The 17,102-nt window shown below is 35.4% G+C and carries 15 protein-coding genes; 5 read left to right on the top strand and 10 right to left on the bottom strand.

Going from position 1 to position 17,102, the window contains the following annotated elements:
* Nucleotides 1-51: 51 nt before the first annotated feature.
* The 8 genes from KCG49_RS07575 to KCG49_RS07540 all read right to left on the bottom strand — a co-directional run bounded on the left by KCG49_RS07575 (nucleotide 52) and on the right by KCG49_RS07540 (nucleotide 12,506).
* A complete protein-coding gene (locus KCG49_RS07575) occupies nucleotides 52-3,153 on the bottom strand; it encodes an FG-GAP-like repeat-containing protein (protein WP_218545585.1) in 3,102 nt (1,033 codons plus the stop codon).
* Between the two features lie 13 nt (nucleotides 3,154-3,166).
* Complete coding sequence (locus KCG49_RS07570) at nucleotides 3,167-4,534, bottom strand: Ig-like domain-containing protein (protein WP_256259913.1); 1,368 nt, start codon at nucleotides 4,532-4,534, stop codon at nucleotides 3,167-3,169.
* 115 nt (nucleotides 4,535-4,649) lie between these two features.
* The gene (locus tag KCG49_RS07565; RefSeq protein WP_218545584.1) at nucleotides 4,650-6,719 is read right to left on the bottom strand and encodes an HAD family hydrolase; all 2,070 of its coding nucleotides are present in this window, start codon (nucleotides 6,717-6,719) and stop codon (nucleotides 4,650-4,652) included.
* Nucleotides 6,720-6,748: 29 nt separating this feature from the next.
* A complete protein-coding gene (locus KCG49_RS07560; RefSeq protein ID WP_218545583.1) occupies nucleotides 6,749-8,914 on the bottom strand; it encodes a prolyl oligopeptidase family serine peptidase in 2,166 nt (721 codons plus the stop codon).
* A gap of 188 nt (nucleotides 8,915-9,102) precedes the next feature.
* Nucleotides 9,103-10,092, bottom strand: a complete 990-nt coding sequence (locus KCG49_RS07555) for an aspartate-semialdehyde dehydrogenase (protein WP_218545582.1) — start codon at nucleotides 10,090-10,092, stop codon at nucleotides 9,103-9,105.
* A gap of 191 nt (nucleotides 10,093-10,283) precedes the next feature.
* Nucleotides 10,284-10,685 (bottom strand): large conductance mechanosensitive channel protein MscL, encoded by a 402-nt coding sequence (gene mscL, locus KCG49_RS07550; protein WP_218545581.1) that lies wholly within the window; start codon nucleotides 10,683-10,685, stop codon nucleotides 10,284-10,286.
* Nucleotides 10,686-10,753: 68 nt separating this feature from the next.
* Entirely contained in the window at nucleotides 10,754-11,866 is a 1,113-nt protein-coding gene (gene alr / locus KCG49_RS07545; protein ID WP_218545580.1) for an alanine racemase, read from the bottom strand.
* Nucleotides 11,859-12,506 carry a thymidine kinase gene (locus KCG49_RS07540; protein ID WP_218545579.1) on the bottom strand — a complete coding sequence of 216 codons (648 nt, stop codon included), beginning with the start codon at nucleotides 12,504-12,506 and terminating at the stop codon, nucleotides 11,859-11,861. The genes alr and KCG49_RS07540 overlap by 8 nt, the downstream gene beginning before the upstream one ends.
* A gap of 209 nt (nucleotides 12,507-12,715) precedes the next feature.
* Here KCG49_RS07540 and KCG49_RS07535 point away from each other — a divergent pair, with 209 nt between their 5' ends.
* From KCG49_RS07535 to KCG49_RS07520, 4 genes are read left to right on the top strand one after another with little or no spacing between them, the layout of a single operon-like run.
* A complete protein-coding gene (locus tag KCG49_RS07535) occupies nucleotides 12,716-13,462 on the top strand; it encodes a DUF8457 domain-containing protein (RefSeq protein ID WP_218545578.1) in 747 nt (248 codons plus the stop codon).
* A 4-nt stretch (nucleotides 13,463-13,466) separates the two neighbouring features.
* Nucleotides 13,467-13,823, top strand: a complete 357-nt coding sequence (locus KCG49_RS07530) for a DoxX family protein (RefSeq protein ID WP_218545577.1) — start codon at nucleotides 13,467-13,469, stop codon at nucleotides 13,821-13,823.
* Nucleotides 13,823-14,494, top strand: a complete 672-nt coding sequence (gene rsmI, locus KCG49_RS07525) for a 16S rRNA (cytidine(1402)-2'-O)-methyltransferase (protein ID WP_218545576.1) — start codon at nucleotides 13,823-13,825, stop codon at nucleotides 14,492-14,494. The genes KCG49_RS07530 and rsmI overlap by 1 nt, the downstream gene beginning before the upstream one ends.
* Nucleotides 14,495-14,543: 49 nt before the next feature.
* Nucleotides 14,544-15,116, top strand: a complete 573-nt coding sequence (locus tag KCG49_RS07520; RefSeq protein ID WP_218545575.1) for a uracil-DNA glycosylase family protein — start codon at nucleotides 14,544-14,546, stop codon at nucleotides 15,114-15,116.
* Here KCG49_RS07520 and KCG49_RS07515 read toward each other — a convergent pair.
* Nucleotides 15,113-15,955, bottom strand: coding sequence for a toxin-antitoxin system YwqK family antitoxin (locus tag KCG49_RS07515; RefSeq protein ID WP_218545574.1), 843 nt, complete (start codon nucleotides 15,953-15,955; stop codon nucleotides 15,113-15,115). The two genes, KCG49_RS07520 and KCG49_RS07515, sit on opposite strands and share 4 nt — an antisense overlap.
* Complete coding sequence (locus KCG49_RS07510) at nucleotides 15,915-16,517, bottom strand: carboxymuconolactone decarboxylase family protein (protein ID WP_218545573.1); 603 nt, start codon at nucleotides 16,515-16,517, stop codon at nucleotides 15,915-15,917. The genes KCG49_RS07515 and KCG49_RS07510 overlap by 41 nt, the downstream gene beginning before the upstream one ends.
* A gap of 141 nt (nucleotides 16,518-16,658) precedes the next feature.
* Here KCG49_RS07510 and KCG49_RS07505 point away from each other — a divergent pair, with 141 nt between their 5' ends.
* Complete coding sequence (locus KCG49_RS07505; protein WP_218545572.1) at nucleotides 16,659-17,096, top strand: OsmC family protein; 438 nt, start codon at nucleotides 16,659-16,661, stop codon at nucleotides 17,094-17,096.
* The last annotated feature ends 6 nt before the right edge of the window (nucleotides 17,097-17,102 follow it).

Below are 17,102 nucleotides of genomic sequence, written 5' to 3'. Positions count from 1 at the left end.
TAAAAAAACCGCTAGAGAGATCAAGCGGTTTCTATATAAACAATAATAAATTTATTGTTTAATAAACTTTCGTTTCATACTTTTTCCATTGGATTCTACTCTTAAGAAATAAATTCCGCTTTGTAAACTCGAAACTTTTAAAGTATTTGAGGTTAATTTTTGGTTGAGTACTTTTCTACCGTTAATATCAAAAACCGTTGCAATTTTATCAGTGATATTTGCGGCAGTTTCAATAGTCAATATATCTTTAGCCGGATTAGGATAAATCACCATATCCGCTAATGTTTGGTCTTCAACTGTTAATGTAGAACCTTCAATAATATTGTGAGTCGTATTAATATCTGGATTTGGTATCTGGTCAATAATTCCAGAAGGCCAATAAATTGTAATACTTGTTATGGTGGTTTCTGTCCCAAGTCCAAAATGTGTATTTAAACTACTCATAAACTCAAATCCCTCACCACTTCTTACATCTCGTATCTGTGTTCCTGAAGCCGTTACCAACTCAACACGCGCACCTATCCCATTAATATTACTCACGGTGCCAACAGTGTTGAGTTTTACCCAATTATTAGAGTTAGTGTTGTTAAAATAGATTTGCCCACCTCTAAATACGTCTAAAAACCCGTCGTTATTTGCATCTCCAATAGCGCCACTCTGCGGCATGTTGGTTGAGTAGTTGGTAAACGTAAGATCTCCGTTTCCAAATAAGATGTCTCCGTTGGATAAAATATCGACATTGCCGTCATTATCAAAATCCGCTGGGGCATTTTCTATACCTAAATTTGCGAAAAGGACACCTGAGCCGGTAGTAACGTCCGTAAATGTACCATCTCCATTATTTCGCATTAATTTAGAATCGCCATTAGTTGTATTGCTAGCACCTATGTAACCATCCATATCTCCGTCGTTATCAAAATCTGCCCAAGCAGAAGACCATGTTTGTACATTATCTCCAAGGTTAGATGAGTTGTCGTGACCTTTGCCAGGGTAATTAGTGTTGTACCACCCGTTACTATCTGCAACATTAACAAAAACACCATTGCCATCATTTCTCCATAACTCATTTGTACTTATCGTTGTTGAGCCTCCACGACACTTAGCGATAAACATATCCATGTCTCTATCGTTATCAAAATCTATCCAGACCGTACCATAATTACCACCACCAGGTGTGAGTCCTAAACCATTGTCTAAAACACCAGGATTTTCTCCTTGGTAAAAGGTTAAATTACCACTACCATCATTAATAAAAACTACGTTAGGATCTATATCATGGCAAACAAAAGCATCGAGTTCACCATCGTTATTAATATCTACAAAGTTTGAACGCTGAGAGAATACAAAATCTGGATAAGAAACCTCTGTATATGCTGTACCCGTAGCATTAGCTTGCATAAACGTAACACCAGATCCACCACCGTATAATAAGTCATTGAATCCGTTTTTATCAAAATCTCCAACAGCTAAACTCCAATTGGGTGAATTATCAGCAGGTGTGGTTGCAATATTAGTAGCTGTAAAACCTCCCGAAGTTTGATAGTGTACATTAATATTTTCGCTGCCAACAGATACTACATCATCTAAGAAGTCACCATTTAAATCCACTAAAGCTATATCGAAAGACTCTGTCGTTGGTATAGGGTTTGCAGTAAATGTAACAGGAAAACTAGAAAGATCCTCACCTGTGGCAAAACTAGAAGAACTCCAAGAACTAAACCCATCAACACCACAATTAGCCCTGACATAAATATCATACGTCGTAACAGGGTCTAATGCATTAACATTAACAGATGGGGAAGAGGTTGAGGTACCAGAACCTGTCGGAGGGGCACCACCTGAAACTTGTACAACATACTCCCAGGAGTTTTCACCGCTACTAGCTACCCATGAAATACCTGCCGAACTAGATGTAATTGCTGTTGTTGTTATATCTGTAGGAGCAACGCAAAAAGACCCACAAGTTTCAATACGAAGGTAATCAATGGACATATCTCCGCTATAGCCCGTGCCTGTGCCCGTATGATTGAATTCAATATATATAACCTGACCCAAATAAGCATCTAAATTGATACCTATTGGAATCCAAGCTTCTGAAGCAGCAGTTTGATATTCCCCTGAAAATGTATAGAGTGTAGTGAACGGTCCACTAGCAGAGTTTCCTACACGTACATTTAAAGTTCCCATATCTTCACCATATGCATGCATGTAGAAAGATAGTTCGGCACCATCAGTAGCTTCAGTTAAATCAATAGCAGGACTTACAGCAGAGGCTGTTGCTGTAGTATTTCCAGAAGCTTCATAATTCATATATTCAGAGCCGTTGAAAGCACCGTTAGGCCCTGTTCCTGGGGATGTAGAACCATTAGGGATTTCCCAAGATCCATTTCCATTATTTAAATCACCTGTCCAACCGCCCACAGTATTAAAATTTTCTGTAAAAATGTATGTAGAAGATCCCGAAGCACATGTAATGCCATTTGGTGAAGGTTGAGGACAATTATTTTGAGATAAAGAAGGACTATTTAAACTGCAATTAATATCTTGATCATTTTGTACATTAATAATAACATTTGTACCATTAGCATATGGTCCGAACTGAACATTACCTGCCGCATTTAAGTTTTGATTAGCACTAAATTGATCGTCTGAAAGTGTTAAAGAAGTAGCTGATCCTAAGTCGCTTACGTTTACATCTATAAGAAACCCACCACTATTGTCGCAATCATCCATTACCGTATAGCTTACCGTAGCGTTAGCACAGGTACTGCATACAACATCAAAATCCCAAGGAATATAGGCGTCATCAGAACAATTGACAGTAAAGTCTGAATTGATAGCAACCGTGATAGAATCTCCAGAAGATTGAAAACTTAAACCTGTTAAATCACCAGCATTACCGTATCCATTATATAGCTCAGAACCATCAGAATCTAAAATAATGAGTTCATCATAAGTGTTCTCCACCTGTCCAGAATTAAATACAAGATTAAGGATAGATCCATCAGAACTTTCAAATGAAAAACTTGTTGTGTCGTTATCAACATAACAATAAGTTGTATTTACTGCACCAGCTGTACAATCAACAGTAGTTTGTGCATGGCTATAGAAGCAGCACATTAAAAGCAGAATTAAAGGTGTAATTTTTTTCATGGTGGTATATTTATTATTCACATTCAGTTGATAATTGATCTATCCATTGTTCGATAAGCTCCACTCCTCTTTCATGCTTTAAAGTTCTCCCTAAAAGTGGCATCCTATACGATGGCTCTACAGAACTGAGTCTAAAATGTAAGACCGAATTAGGGGCATCACCGGGTTGGACAATATTTCCTAGACCTTCACCTAAATCAGTATCTGGTGGTACACAAACACCGATATTGCTGAAGTCTTGAGTATCGTTATAGCTTAATCGTAATGGACGATAGGCACAATGTGTTTCTTCCGAATGACAGTGTGCGCAGTTTATATCTAAATAAGCCCTTACTCTTAGGTCTAAGGGTTCGGACGTATTATTATAGTCTGGTATACGAGAAACTGATGAAGGAAGAGAATTTTCTAAATACCCTTGACTTATCATTTTATCCAATTGATTTGCTACTCCGTCATCATAATCATATTCTCGATTTAAATTTCTTGGTTTTGGACCTATAGGTTCAGGAATCTCCATTATTTTATGACAGGTATGGCATTCTGGACCAGCAGGAATTCTATATTGCACAGAGCCAGTGCTACCGCCATTTTGCCATTGAAGATCTACAAAACTTCCGTCCATATCCAAGCTTGCCTCTGTTTGCTCTGTGTTCCACACGTAATTGGCAAAAATCCAGTCTTCACTCTTTCTAATCATTAAGCGTGTTTCCAAAATTTTAGTTTCATTATCCGGAAGCACATTGTCGTAATAAAAATTCTTAATTAATACGGTTCCTACAGGAAATTCTAAAGGTACATCATCACTGATGTAGGTTGCTTTGGTATTGTTTGGCATCCAAACAAAACGTTTCTTCTCGGCGTAATCCGTAAACAATGTAGAGTTTAACGAATAAGGCAATACACCAAAATTTGGGCTTAAATCCTTAAGATCTCCCTCAAAGAAATTATACGCAGATAAATTTTGGTAGGGAACGCTCTCTAAGTTTAAGTTTACTACAGACGAAGATGTAATTGTAACCAATACATTTTCTGTTTTACAATTACCGGAATTATCACATATAGTATACTGAAATGCATCTTCTCCGATTATGTTAGGATTGACGGTATAGATAACCGTATCATCACTTGGATTGTTAGGAGTGTTATTGGAATCGTTAATTGAAACAACCCCTTTTGTGGGATTATTTAATGTAAGTTGGCCAGAACTTGGTATATATTCATCATTCTGAAAGATAAAAATTTCTATCTCAGTATTTTGAGTCAGAACAACAGAATCTGCTGTAGTTTCTATAGTTAATGGTGTTGTAGCATCATCAGTGCCACAAGAAAATTGCAGCAAAATTGAACATAAAAAAAAGGGTATAGCGTATTTTTTTCTCATACAACTATTTATAAGACAATTAAAGAGTAGAAAACCCTACCTAGATTGAATAATGAAAGTAAATCTAATGTTTTTTAATTAAATCGGCAAAAATCAAAAAAAACCGATAAAAAATTTATTTGAACGCATTGTACTTGAGTAGAAATATACGGTGTAAAATCTTAAATCTAAGGTACTTATTAAAACCAAAATAGAGATAAATAAAATACATTGGTATGAAAAAAGCCACAACTTTATTTTTTTTGTACAAAACGGGTTTTAACTTCACCAAATATCTAAAGTATTTTTCTGGTGTTATTAAGAACCGAACCATACTTTTTATAGGACTTTTGATTTTCGGGGGTTCATAAGATATACCAACTTTGTTGTGCCCAACATTTTGATAAAATCCGCTGCTCAATGTATCTATGAACTTTAGTTTTTTTGTACTCTGAAATAGACCAACTTTAAGCGCTATTTTAGAAATAGTGTTTTGCATCATCTCTTCCGAGAAGCATATCGGTTCTAAACGCTTTAGAAGTAATTTATGTAAATTAAACATTTCTTCCTGGTGTCTTTTTATATGATTGTCGTACAACCATTTTTCTTCGGGCTTATGATACTCTATAGTGTAATCTTTAACCTCTATACTATAATCCACGGCACTACCGTGATTTGCACCAGAGAACTGTTCATATAGCTGTTGGTTGGCCATTAAGATGTAATCATAATAATCGAGGTATGGCATTAAAGATGAGATTAAACCATAGCGCTTGGTTTGTGGTTTAATATTATAAATATTACCAAGACCTAAATAGTAACCAGTTACTGGGATTTTTTGGTCAAAAAACTCAAAAATAGCTTCTTGCATCGTGCCACCCCAACCAATATCTACAACAGTGATTCCATTCTCTTCTATTTGTGCATCAAACGAATTTACATAAGCTTTAAATGCATTATGGCTAGCTTCTCTATGTGCGTTATAATAATCGAGAAAGTTTTTATTCTTTTTTATGTTTTCAAAAATCGAAGACTTAAAAAAACCTTCAACGATAGATTTACCGTCTACATTTAGTTGCGAAATAATTTGCTGCCTCAGTTCATCAGGACAATTAACAGCTATTAAAAATTCATCGGCAGAGATATTACTGTACTTAAGTTGAAGAAATGTAAATGGCTCAACCTCAATATCCTTAAGTGACATCTGAAGCGCAGCATGTCTCGACATTTTTAAGTAATGTGTCTTTATCTTTCTAGTTTCGTCAATTATAGTATATTCTTGGTAAGAATCGAATACCTTTTTAAGGTATTGTCCTTCTCGTGCTAAAAAAAACAAGTCTTTTATGTTTTTTTGTTTAGCTGTATTATACAAACGCTCAATAAACGTATGGTAAAAAATGATGTATTCCGTATAAGGAATAGATGAACGCTTTTGGCACGTTTTGTAAACATCGTTAATAACCTGCTTTAGCTTCTTTTTATCATTCCCAAAATTATTGCGCTTGTTTTTTTTGAGATACTTTTTATGGGGAAGCTGAAAAGCATTGAGGCCACTTTTTGTGGCGTTGAGATAATCACTTCTATGATTATCTCCAATCATCATCACCTCATGTGGGTTTATGGCTAATTCTTTTAGAACGGATTCGTAAATGTCTCCCGTATGCTTGCTTTTTTCTAAGGCTGCAGAACTATAAATATCTTCAAATAAATCTATAATGCCATGATGCTTCAATAGTTTTTCGAAAAGTGTTTTGGAACCGTAAAAATCTGAAACCAAATATACCTTACCACCATTAGACTTAAAGTATTTTATGGTGTCAATAACATCTTGGTTTAGGTATTGTACACTGGCTTCAGCCCTAACATCAGCTTCTTCAAACAGATTTAAAAAGCTGTCTTTTTCTTCAATAGAAATAATATCCGCATTGATGAGACGTTTACAAATGTCGTGTTGTAATGTGGTATAAGGGATTTCAAAATCCTCTTTTTCCAATTGCTCAACAAGATATTTTGATGATTCTTGCCTTATGAAATATAAGTTATCAATTGATGTCTCGAATCCCAATTCCTGTATCATAAGTTTAGCCCAAATTCTTTGGACATAATTAGGATGTACATGCCTATGAACTATTGTATCGTAATAATCCGTGAAAAGAAACTTTATATTCTTTTCTTTAAGCTGTTTATGGAGTTGGTTAAGTGACAAAAAAATGATTTGGTTAATAGCTAAAATGATTACCCTTTAACTTTCTCTTTGGTTTTACTTGGCAATACATCAAAGCCCATATTATATAATGTAAATCCATATATATCGGCATATTGCTCAATGGTTTTACTTACAGGAGTTCCTGCACCATGACCAGCATCTGTTTCTATTCTAATTACAACAGGGCTATTGCCTGCTTGTTTGCTTTGTAATTCTGCGGCAAATTTAAAACTATGAGCTGGGACCACTCTATCATCATGGTCTCCAGTTGTTACCATTGTTGCAGGGTACTCAACCCCTTCTTTCACATTATGCACAGGTGAGTAGCCTTTTAAATATTCAAACATTTCTTTGCTGTCTTCCGCTGTACCATAATCGTACGCCCAGCCTGCGCCAGCGGTAAAGGTATGGTAGCGTAACATATCTAAAACGCCAACTGCTGGCAATGCTACTTTTATTAAGTCTGGACGTTGCGTCATTGTAGCACCAACAAGCAGACCACCATTAGAGCCACCTCTAATTGCTAAATAATCTGATGAGGTATATTTATTATCGATTAAAAATTCGCCAGCAGCAATAAAATCATCAAATACATTTTGTTTTTGCATTTTTGTACCTGCATTGTGCCAAGACTTACCATATTCCCCACCTCCACGCAGATTTGCCACAGCATAAACACCACCTTGCTCCATCCAAACCGCATTTGGAATACTAAAACTTGGGGTTAAAGGAATATTGAAACCTCCATAACCATAAAGAATTGTCGGGTTTTTTCCATTAAGCTCAAGGCCTTTTTTATGTGTTATAATCATTGGCACTTCAGTACCATCTTTAGATTTGTAGAATACTTGTTTGCTTTCGTAATCTTCTGGATTAAAATCTATACTAGGCTTACGATATAATTCTGACGTACCATTTTCAATATCGTACCTATAAATACTTCCTGGTGTAACATAATTTGTAAACGAATAGTAGAGTTCTTTTTCTTCCTTTTTAGAACCAAAACCACCAGCACTACCAACGCCTGGTAATTTTACTTCTCTTACCAATTTACCATCATAATCGTATTGTAACACTTTAGAAACCGCATCTACCATATAATTGGCAAAGAAATAACCACCACCAGTCGATGGACTGAGAACGTTTTCAGTTTCAGGAATAAAATCTTTCCAGTTTTCTGGTGCTGGGTTAGATGCGTCTACCGTTACAACTCTTCGGTTTGGTGCATCTAAATTGGTCATTATATAAAGTTTAGACCCTACATTTTCAATAATATTTGAGTCGGAATCCGTATGCCCCAAAATTTCCATTAACGGAGCGTTTGGCACTGTCAAATCCTTGATGTATAATTTATTTCCAGACGTTGATACTCTCGGAGTAATGATTAAATAGCGATCATCTTCCGTTACTCCTCCATAAATATAACGGTGTTTTTCTTCTGGGATTCCTCCGTAAATCAATTCATCTTCAGATTGCTTAGTCCCTAATTTATGATAGTAGACCTTATGCTGATCTGTTTTTGCAGATAGTTCACTTCCTTTTGGTTTGTCATAGCTTGAATAGTAGAATCCTTCGTTTTTATACCAAGACATTCCGCTAAACTTAATATCTACTAAAGTATCCTCAACGATTTCCTTGGTTTCGGCATTCATAACTAAAATCTTCCTCCAATCACTTCCACCTTCAGAAATTGCGTATGCTAGTGTTTTACCATTCTTAGAAAAACTTATACCTCCTAATGAAATAGTGCCATCTTCCTTAAATGTATTAGGATCTAGAAAAACTTCAGCCGTTTTTGGGTCTGCACCAGTTTTGTACCTGTATATGACATATTGGTTTTGCAATCCGTCATTTTTATAGAAGTAGGTGTAATCTCCTTCTTTAAAAGGCGATCCGATTTTTTCGTAATTCCAAAGTTTGGTAAGACGTTCTTTTAATTCTTCGCGGTAAGGAATATTATCGAGATAACCGAAAGTAACTTCGTTTTGAGCCTTTACCCAAGCTTCAGTTTCAGCACTTCTGTCATCCTCTAGCCAACGGTATGGGTCAGGCACGTCTTCATCAAAATAGTTGTCAACATGATCTATCTTTTTTGTTTCCGGGTATTGTAGTTTTGGTTGAATCAATTGTTGAGCGTTTAATTTTAAACAAACAAAAATACTCAGCAGAATAGTAAATAGAAGTAATTTTTTCATAATTGGTTATTTTTGAAATAAAATAGGATTAAATCCAAAGATAAGTATTTAACCGCACGATTTAAATCAAAAATTTCTTAAAACTTATAGCAAATAGGGACGGCAATATATAAACAAACGCAACTAAAAAATTAATTAATTAGTTGAAATACAAAAAATTACCGCTATTGGGAAATATAATGAGCTTTTTAAACCAAATTATTTTCAACTAAATACTCAGCAATCTGAACCGTGTTGGTTGCAGCACCTTTTCTGAGATTATCACTTACAATCCAGAGATTTAATGTATTAGGTTGCGAGCCATCTCGGCGTATTCTGCCCACAAAAACATCATCCTTACCGTTGGCGTACATAGGCATTGGATAAATGTTGACATCCAAGTTATCTTGAACCGTAACACCATCGGTTTCATTTAGTAATTGTCTTACTTCAGTAAGATCAAAATCATTTTCAAACTCAACATTTACGGCTTCACTATGTCCACCAGCAGTAGGAATTCTTACGGCTGTTGCAGTAACGGCAATGGTTCTGTCATCAAGAATTTTTTGGGTTTCCCGTACCAATTTCATTTCTTCTTTTGTGTAACCGTTTTCTTCAAATACATCGCAATGGGGAATAGCATTTTTATGGATAGGATAGTGGTAAGCCATGTCTCCTTTTTTGCCTGCTATTTCGTTTTCTAATTGCTCTACAGCTTTTACTCCTGTACCTGAAACAGATTGGTATGTTGATACCACAACACGATTTATCTTGTATTTTTTATGTAGCGGGGCCAAGGCCATTACCATTTGTATGGTTGAGCAGTTGGGATTGGCAATAATTTTATCGTCCTTGGATAATTGGTTAGCGTTGATTTCTGGAACCACTAATTTTTTAGACAAATCCATTCTCCAAGCGGAAGAATTATCAATGACTGTAGTGCCTACTTCAGCAAATTTTGGCGCCCATTCTAAAGAGGTACTTCCTCCAGCTGAAAATAAAGCGATGTCTGGACGTTTTTCAATTGCAGTGGTAATGCTAACAACTTCAATATCCTTCCCTTTAAAACTGATTTTTTTACCAACCGAACGTTCTGAAGCTGTTAATATCAACTCGTCAATTGGGAAATCACGCTCTTCTAAAACTTTGAGCATTATGTTACCAACCAAACCTGTCGCCCCTACAACTGCTATTTTCATTTTTTAGTTTTTAATTGTTATCGGCAAAATTAAACAAAAACGGCATTTTCTTTTAAATAAAATTAGGGCATTTAACAACAAAAAACAAAATGTTAATTATTTAACTTTTTTGTTCTAACAAAAAGAAAAACCCAGATTTTACATCTGGGTTTGATTAACTATATATAATGTAGCGGTGACGCTAAATCGTTTTATTTTTTTAGAGCATCTCTAATTTCTTGCAGTAGTTCTACCTCAGATGGTCCTGCTGGTTCTTCTGGTGCAGGCTCTTCTTTTTTGTTCATTTTATTTACAGCCTTAACTACCAGGAACATAACGAATGCAACAATGATAAAGTCAATAACATTAGTTAAAAATGTACCGTATTCTAAATAGACTTCTCCTACCATTTCACCAGCATCGTTTAGTTTGCCATCCTTTAGTTTATACTTTAATGCTTTAAAGTCCGAATCAAAAATTAATCCAATTATTGGAGAAACAATTCCACCTGTAAATGCTGTTACCACCTCTTTAAAAGCAGCACCCATTACAAAACCTACAGCAATGTCGACAAGATTGCCTTTCATTGCAAATTCTTTAAATTCTTTTAGCATAATTAGTTAGAGTTTAGTTATGAAGGCACTAAAATACCTAAAAAACTCAAATGTAGAAAATATAATAACTAGATTGAATTAATAAACAAACGCTTAACACGCTGTGAAACAGCGGTTAATATTTCGTATGAAATTGTGTTGGCATATTGGGCAAAATGAGATGCCTTGTGGTCTGTATCGAAAATTATAACTTCATCTCCTTCTTTACAATCTATGTCTGTAATGTTTACCATTATCATATCCATACATACATTGCCTACTATTGGCGCTTTTTTACCGTTGATGATTACATATCCTCTACCGTTACCATAAATTCTGGTAATTCCATCGGCATGACCGATAGGGATCGTTGCAGTTTTTTCAAAACCTTTAGCTTTATAAGCTCTGTTATAGCCAACAGTTTCATCCTTTTCAATCTTGTGTATTTGAGAAATGACAGATTTTAGATTTGCAATAGGTTTTAGGTTTTTATCTTCTTTTTCAGAATTACCAAAACCATAAAGACCAATGCCACAGCGAACCATATCAAAATGTGCATCAGGATAATTTAGAACACCAGAAGTATTACAAATATGTAACCAAGGTTGATAATCTATTTTAGTTTTAAATGCTTTTGCTATACCTTTAAAGTTCTCAATTTGACGTTGCGTAAAATCAATCTCATTTGCATCTTCACTTGCTGCTAAATGTGAGAATAAGGACTTAACCGTAATAGATGTTGTGTGTTTTAGTTTCGACACTACATAATCTACATCATTTCCCCAAAAACCCAAACGGTTTAATCCAGTGTTGAATTTTATATGTACCGGATAATTCGATTGTTTTTCTTGTTCAGCAACTTTTATAAATTCATTTAAAACCTTAGCATTATAAATGCTTGGCTCTAGACATCTTTCAATAATGAGTTTAAAATTTGTGGGTTGTGGATGCAACACCAAAATAGGAGTTGTAATTCCGGCATCACGCAAGGCAACACCTTCTTTGGTATAAGCTACAGCAAAATAGTCGACATTAAGTTTTTGAAGGTGTTTTGCAATTTCTACAGAATCACTGCCATAAGCAAAGGCCTTTACCACAGCTAAAAACCTGGTCTGTGGTCGTAGCTTAGATTTTAAATAATTGAAGTTATGGGTAAGTGCACCTAAATCAATTTCCAGAACGGTTTCTTTAGCTTTAGGCATCAGGCTTTTTTTCTTTAGTTTGGATTTCTTCAGCATCTTTTACCTTCATCTGTCTTACCTTGTCGCGTAACATACTTTTGTAATATGCGGCTCTACTTAAAGGTTCGTATTCGTCAACTTCACCCAATAAAACTAAATCGTCACTTTTTGCTTTTCGGTAACTGTATTGCGCCAAGTTTCCTGTTTTTGTACAAATAGCATGTACTTTTGTAACGTATTCAGCAGTGGCCATAAGGTAAGGCATTGGCCCAAACGGATTTCCTTTAAAGTCCATATCTAAACCAGCAACGATAACACGAATACCTTTATTGGCGAGGTCGTTACAGACACGTACAATCTCATCATCAAAAAATTGGGCCTCGTCAATACCAACTACATCACAACCATCTGCTAAAATAGGTATGTTTGCAGCGGCAGGAACGGGAGTAGAACGGATTTCATTATCGTCATGGGAGACTACCATTTCATCATCATAACGTACATCAACAGTGGGTTTAAAGATTTCCACTTTCTGTCTTGCAAATTTGGCTCGCTTTAATCTGCGAATCAGTTCCTCAGTTTTACCAGAGAACATAGATCCACAAATCACCTCAATCCATCCAAATTGTTCTTTATGATTTACCGTATTTTCGAGAAACATTTCGTAATTTTAGCACTAAATAGCTGCCTTTTTTCGTTTGTATAAAGGTCACGCAAATTTATTAAAAATAAAAAGTAAAATTCATGAAATGAGCATAAAGAAATTTTATCATTGAATTGTAATATGAATGATAGAGCTTTTTGTGTGAATTACTGAATGTGAGGAAATTTTTAGTTTCTTCATTTTAAAAACTAAAAAATTTAGAATAGATGAGAAAGAAATTAGAATCAGAATTAGTTAGCATAGCGCATAGGATTCTAAAACTAAAAGGTAAGGAAGATGTGGATAGAATGCACGAAGAAGTCGCAAAGCTTTACGAAAAGTTGACGGTTTTAAAGTTTGCAAAAGAAAATTTTGAAGACGATATGCCAACCATCGGTAACGACTCATCCTTTTTTGACATGCTAGACACGGCCTTTAATAATAAGATCAGCGATAATATTGAAGTAGACAATAAAACCTATGTAAACTTAGATGAGGTTGAAGACGATGGTATTATGGAACCTGTTATGGAGAAGATTAAAGATATGGTGGCACAAATGCCAGAGGAGACACAACAGGTTGATGTTATGGTAGAAGAAGCGGTTGCAAATGAAACACCAAAAACCATAGAGTTTGAAACCATTACTTCGGATTTTGCCGATATACCAGAGTTTGAACCTATTGAAGATGCTAAAAAACGTGAAGTTGAACAGGGCAAAAAATCTTTGAATGATAAGCTCAAGGGTAAGACGCTTCAAATCGGCTTAAATGATAAATTAGCTTTTATAAAACATTTGTTTGAAGGTAAGAATGAAGATTACGAGCGTGTTGTTTCTCAAATAAATACGACCAATTCTTTTTCTGAAGCCCAAAAACTGATTACTGAAATGGTAAAACCCGATTATAGTAACTGGGAAGGCAAAGAAGAATACGAAGAACGCTTTATTGAAATCGTAGAAGGCAAATTCAACTAAACCAATGCGAACCAAACACGTTTTGTATTGGACAAGTACTGGTATTTTATGCGGAATTTTTCTGTATTCGGCTTTTATGTACTTTACAAAAACTGAGATTATAAAAGGCTTTTTCGAAAGTTTTAATTACCCAACCTATATAGTAATTCCATTAGCGGTTTTAAAAATAATCGGTGTAGCGATAGTACTTTGGCGACCAAGCAAATGGTTAACAGAATGGACCTATGCCGGGTTTTTCTTTAATTTGGTTTTGGCAACGGCAGCACATCATTATGCAGGCCACGGTATAATGGGCTTTTCCTTTTATGGGCTTATAGCTATTTTTCCGTCTTATTTTTTGGGTAAATATTTAAGAGATTAATGAGTAGACTATATTTGGTACCAACACCTATCGGAAATTTAAAGGATATCACCTTTAGAGCTGTTGAGGTTTTAAAAGACGTTGATTTAATTTTAGCAGAAGACACTAGAACTTCAGGAAAGCTCTTAAATCATTTTGAGATAATAACACCTATGCAAAGCCATCATATGCACAATGAGCATAAAACGGTTGATAGTTTGATAGGAAAACTAAAGTCGGGGATAACCATTGCTGTCATTAGCGATGCTGGCACACCAGCGATTTCAGACCCTGGGTTTTTATTGGTTAGGGCTTGTGTTGAAAACCATATCGAGGTAGAATGTTTGCCGGGCGCAACAGCATTTGTGCCTGCTTTGGTCAATAGTGGTTTACCCAATGATAAATTTGTTTTTGAAGGGTTTTTACCAGTAAAGAAAGGCCGCCAAACACGACTTTTACTACTGGCTGAAGAAACCAGAACTATGATTTTTTATGAAAGTCCACACAAGTTGGTAAAAACTTTAGGACATTTCTGTGACTATTTTGGTGAAGACAGATTGGTTTCAATTTCGAGGGAATTAACCAAACTCTATGAAGAAACTATTCGTGGAAATGCTAAAGACGTTTTGGAACATTATACCAACAAACCTCCAAAAGGTGAGATTGTAATTGTGGTTGCTGGGAAAAAGTAGAACCGCTTTGTCATTCTGAACTTGTTTCAAAATCTCATACTTAAGTTTAATGAAACAATTACTACACAACATATCTCAATGTACTATCTGCAAAGTACATTTGCCATTAGGGCCAAGACCAGTGGCAACGGCTCATATCAATTCTAAGATTGTGGTTATAGGACAAGCACCAGGAACCAAAGTTCATGAATCTGGAATTCCTTGGGATGATCAAAGCGGAAAAAAATTAAGACAATGGTTAGGGGTTACTGATGAACAATTTTATGATACTGAGAATTTTGCCATTATGCCTATGGGTTTTTGTTATCCAGGAAAAGGAAAAACAGGAGATTTACCTCCGCGGCCAGAATGCGCACCGCAATGGCACGATGCATTATTAGAACAAATGCCCAATGTAGAATTGATTATTTTGATTGGTGCTTATGCTCAGAAGTATTATTTAAAAGATAAAGCCAAAAGAACATTGACTGAAACTGTTGGTGAATACAAAAGTTATTTGCCAAAATACTTTCCAATACCACATCCATCACCAACCAACCGATTTTGGCGTGCTAAAAATCCTTGGTTTGAGGAATTGGTGGTGCCTAAACTACAAAATACGGTCAATATCATTTTGAGTTAAGGGTTTAAATTTTCTTGAAAAAGATTAAAATATTTCATGGCTTCTTGTGGGTTAGTTTTTAAGTCAACTCGCTTTATTTCTTCCCCTTCATCATTGAGTTCAAGAATATACATAGTATCATTTTGTTCGAGTTGTCTTAGGTATAACTTTGTACTACCATCTTCATTGAAAAACTTAAAAGTTTCGTAAGCGTCGTAATTAGATTTTACATGTTCTGAAAAAACTTTACCACCAGTAATTCTTTGAGTAATGGTTCTTCCGTCTTTAATAAAACTTTGCGAAATAATATGTCCAAGTAAATTATAATTTAAAGTTTCGAGACGTTTACCTTCCTCATCATATTTAGATTCAGACAGTATTTTTCCATTATCGAAATAGCCATATTGAGACCCAACCAATATGTCATTTTTATAAGTGCTTTTTTTGATAAGAACACCAACCGTTGAATAATTTAACTCTACACCATTACGTTTACCGTTTCTGTATTGGGTTTTTGAAAATATTTCACCATTGGGATGAAAAACAATATAATCCCCATTAAGAAGCCCTTTTTTTACTTCAAACTCTTCCCATTTGGAAACTTCATTGCCAACAACGTAATAACCGTCCATAAATTCTTTGGTTTCATTGAGGCGATAATATTCCATGCCATCGTAACTGTTGGTTGTGTAGGCATTTCGTCCAATGAAGATAAATGAATCATCTTTTGTATTGTCTTTTGAAAAATTACAGCTACAGTATAAACTAAACACAATAAGTAAAGCACTGCACCATAGTAGTTTTATGTTAAATTGGCGTTTAGTATTCACTTCCATCATGTTTACCGCTCTCCCAACCATGTTTACCTAGGTATAGGTCGCCACTTTCAACAGCACCGTCTTCAATATCAGTGCCCATAGAATCGTTCCAACGGTTAAGATAACCAAACAAGGAAATGACACCAAGCATTTCAACAATTTCACCTTCATCCCAATACTCATATAGGCGTTTTTTAATATCTGCATTTACAGCATTTGGCACTAATGAAGCGGCCAAGCTAAAATCTAAAGCAGCACGCTCAGCTTCAGAAAATGCAGGGTGTGTTCTATATTCCCAAATATTATCTAATTGTTCTTGTTCTGCGCCATAGCGTTCCGCTGCCCTAATGGCATGCGCTTGGCAATAACGACAACCTGTTGAGTTACTGCTTACCCAAGCAATCATACGCTTAAGTGCTGAGGTAACTCGACCCTCATTAGCCATGACAGCTTTGTTCAAGTTGATGAAAGCTTTACTTATAGCTGGTCTGCGCTGCATGGTTAAAACAGAATTTGGGCAAAACCCAAGAGTTTCGTTAAAAAATTCAGCTAATTCTCTGGTTTCTAGATCGTGGTCCGGAGACAATGGAGTTACTAATGCCATAGTTTTGTTTACTTAAGGTTTGAAGTGTCTAAAAGTACTTAAAGTACACTTGCGTTGCAAACTAAACTTTAGCGCACTTTAATCTTTTTAAACCATTATAACTTGTTAACTTTAGGCATTTGTAATTTAGATATTTTGAATATGGCTGATAAAATTGTAACACATTGGCAAGGTGGATTAACCTTTGAATCTGATAACCCCAGCGGTAAATCTGTAATAATGGACACTGATATTGAAGGACAAGAAGAGCGTTATGGCTTGTCACCTAAGGCGATGATGTTATCTTCTTTAGCGGGTTGTACAGCGCTAGATGTCATTTCTACTTTAGATAAAATGAAAGAGGAAATTGACGATTTTAAGATTGAAGTTTTGGGTGAACTCACAGACGAACATCCACGATATTACCATTCGGTTGTAGTGGATTACCATTTTTATGGTTCAGATCTGAATAAAAATAAATGTGAACGTGCCGTAGATTTATCAGTAGAAAAATATTGTGGCGTTATGGAGATGTTTAGACGCTTTGCTAAAATTGAAACGAATATAGTTTATCATATAGGCACAAAACGTAATATTTAATTTTAT

Source organism: Winogradskyella luteola (assembly GCF_019203985.1).
In the GTDB taxonomy this organism is placed as follows: Bacteria; Bacteroidota; Bacteroidia; order Flavobacteriales; family Flavobacteriaceae; genus Winogradskyella; species Winogradskyella luteola.
The sequence above is the reverse complement of the archived record's forward strand: the minus strand, read 5'-3'. Positions and strand labels throughout refer to the sequence as shown.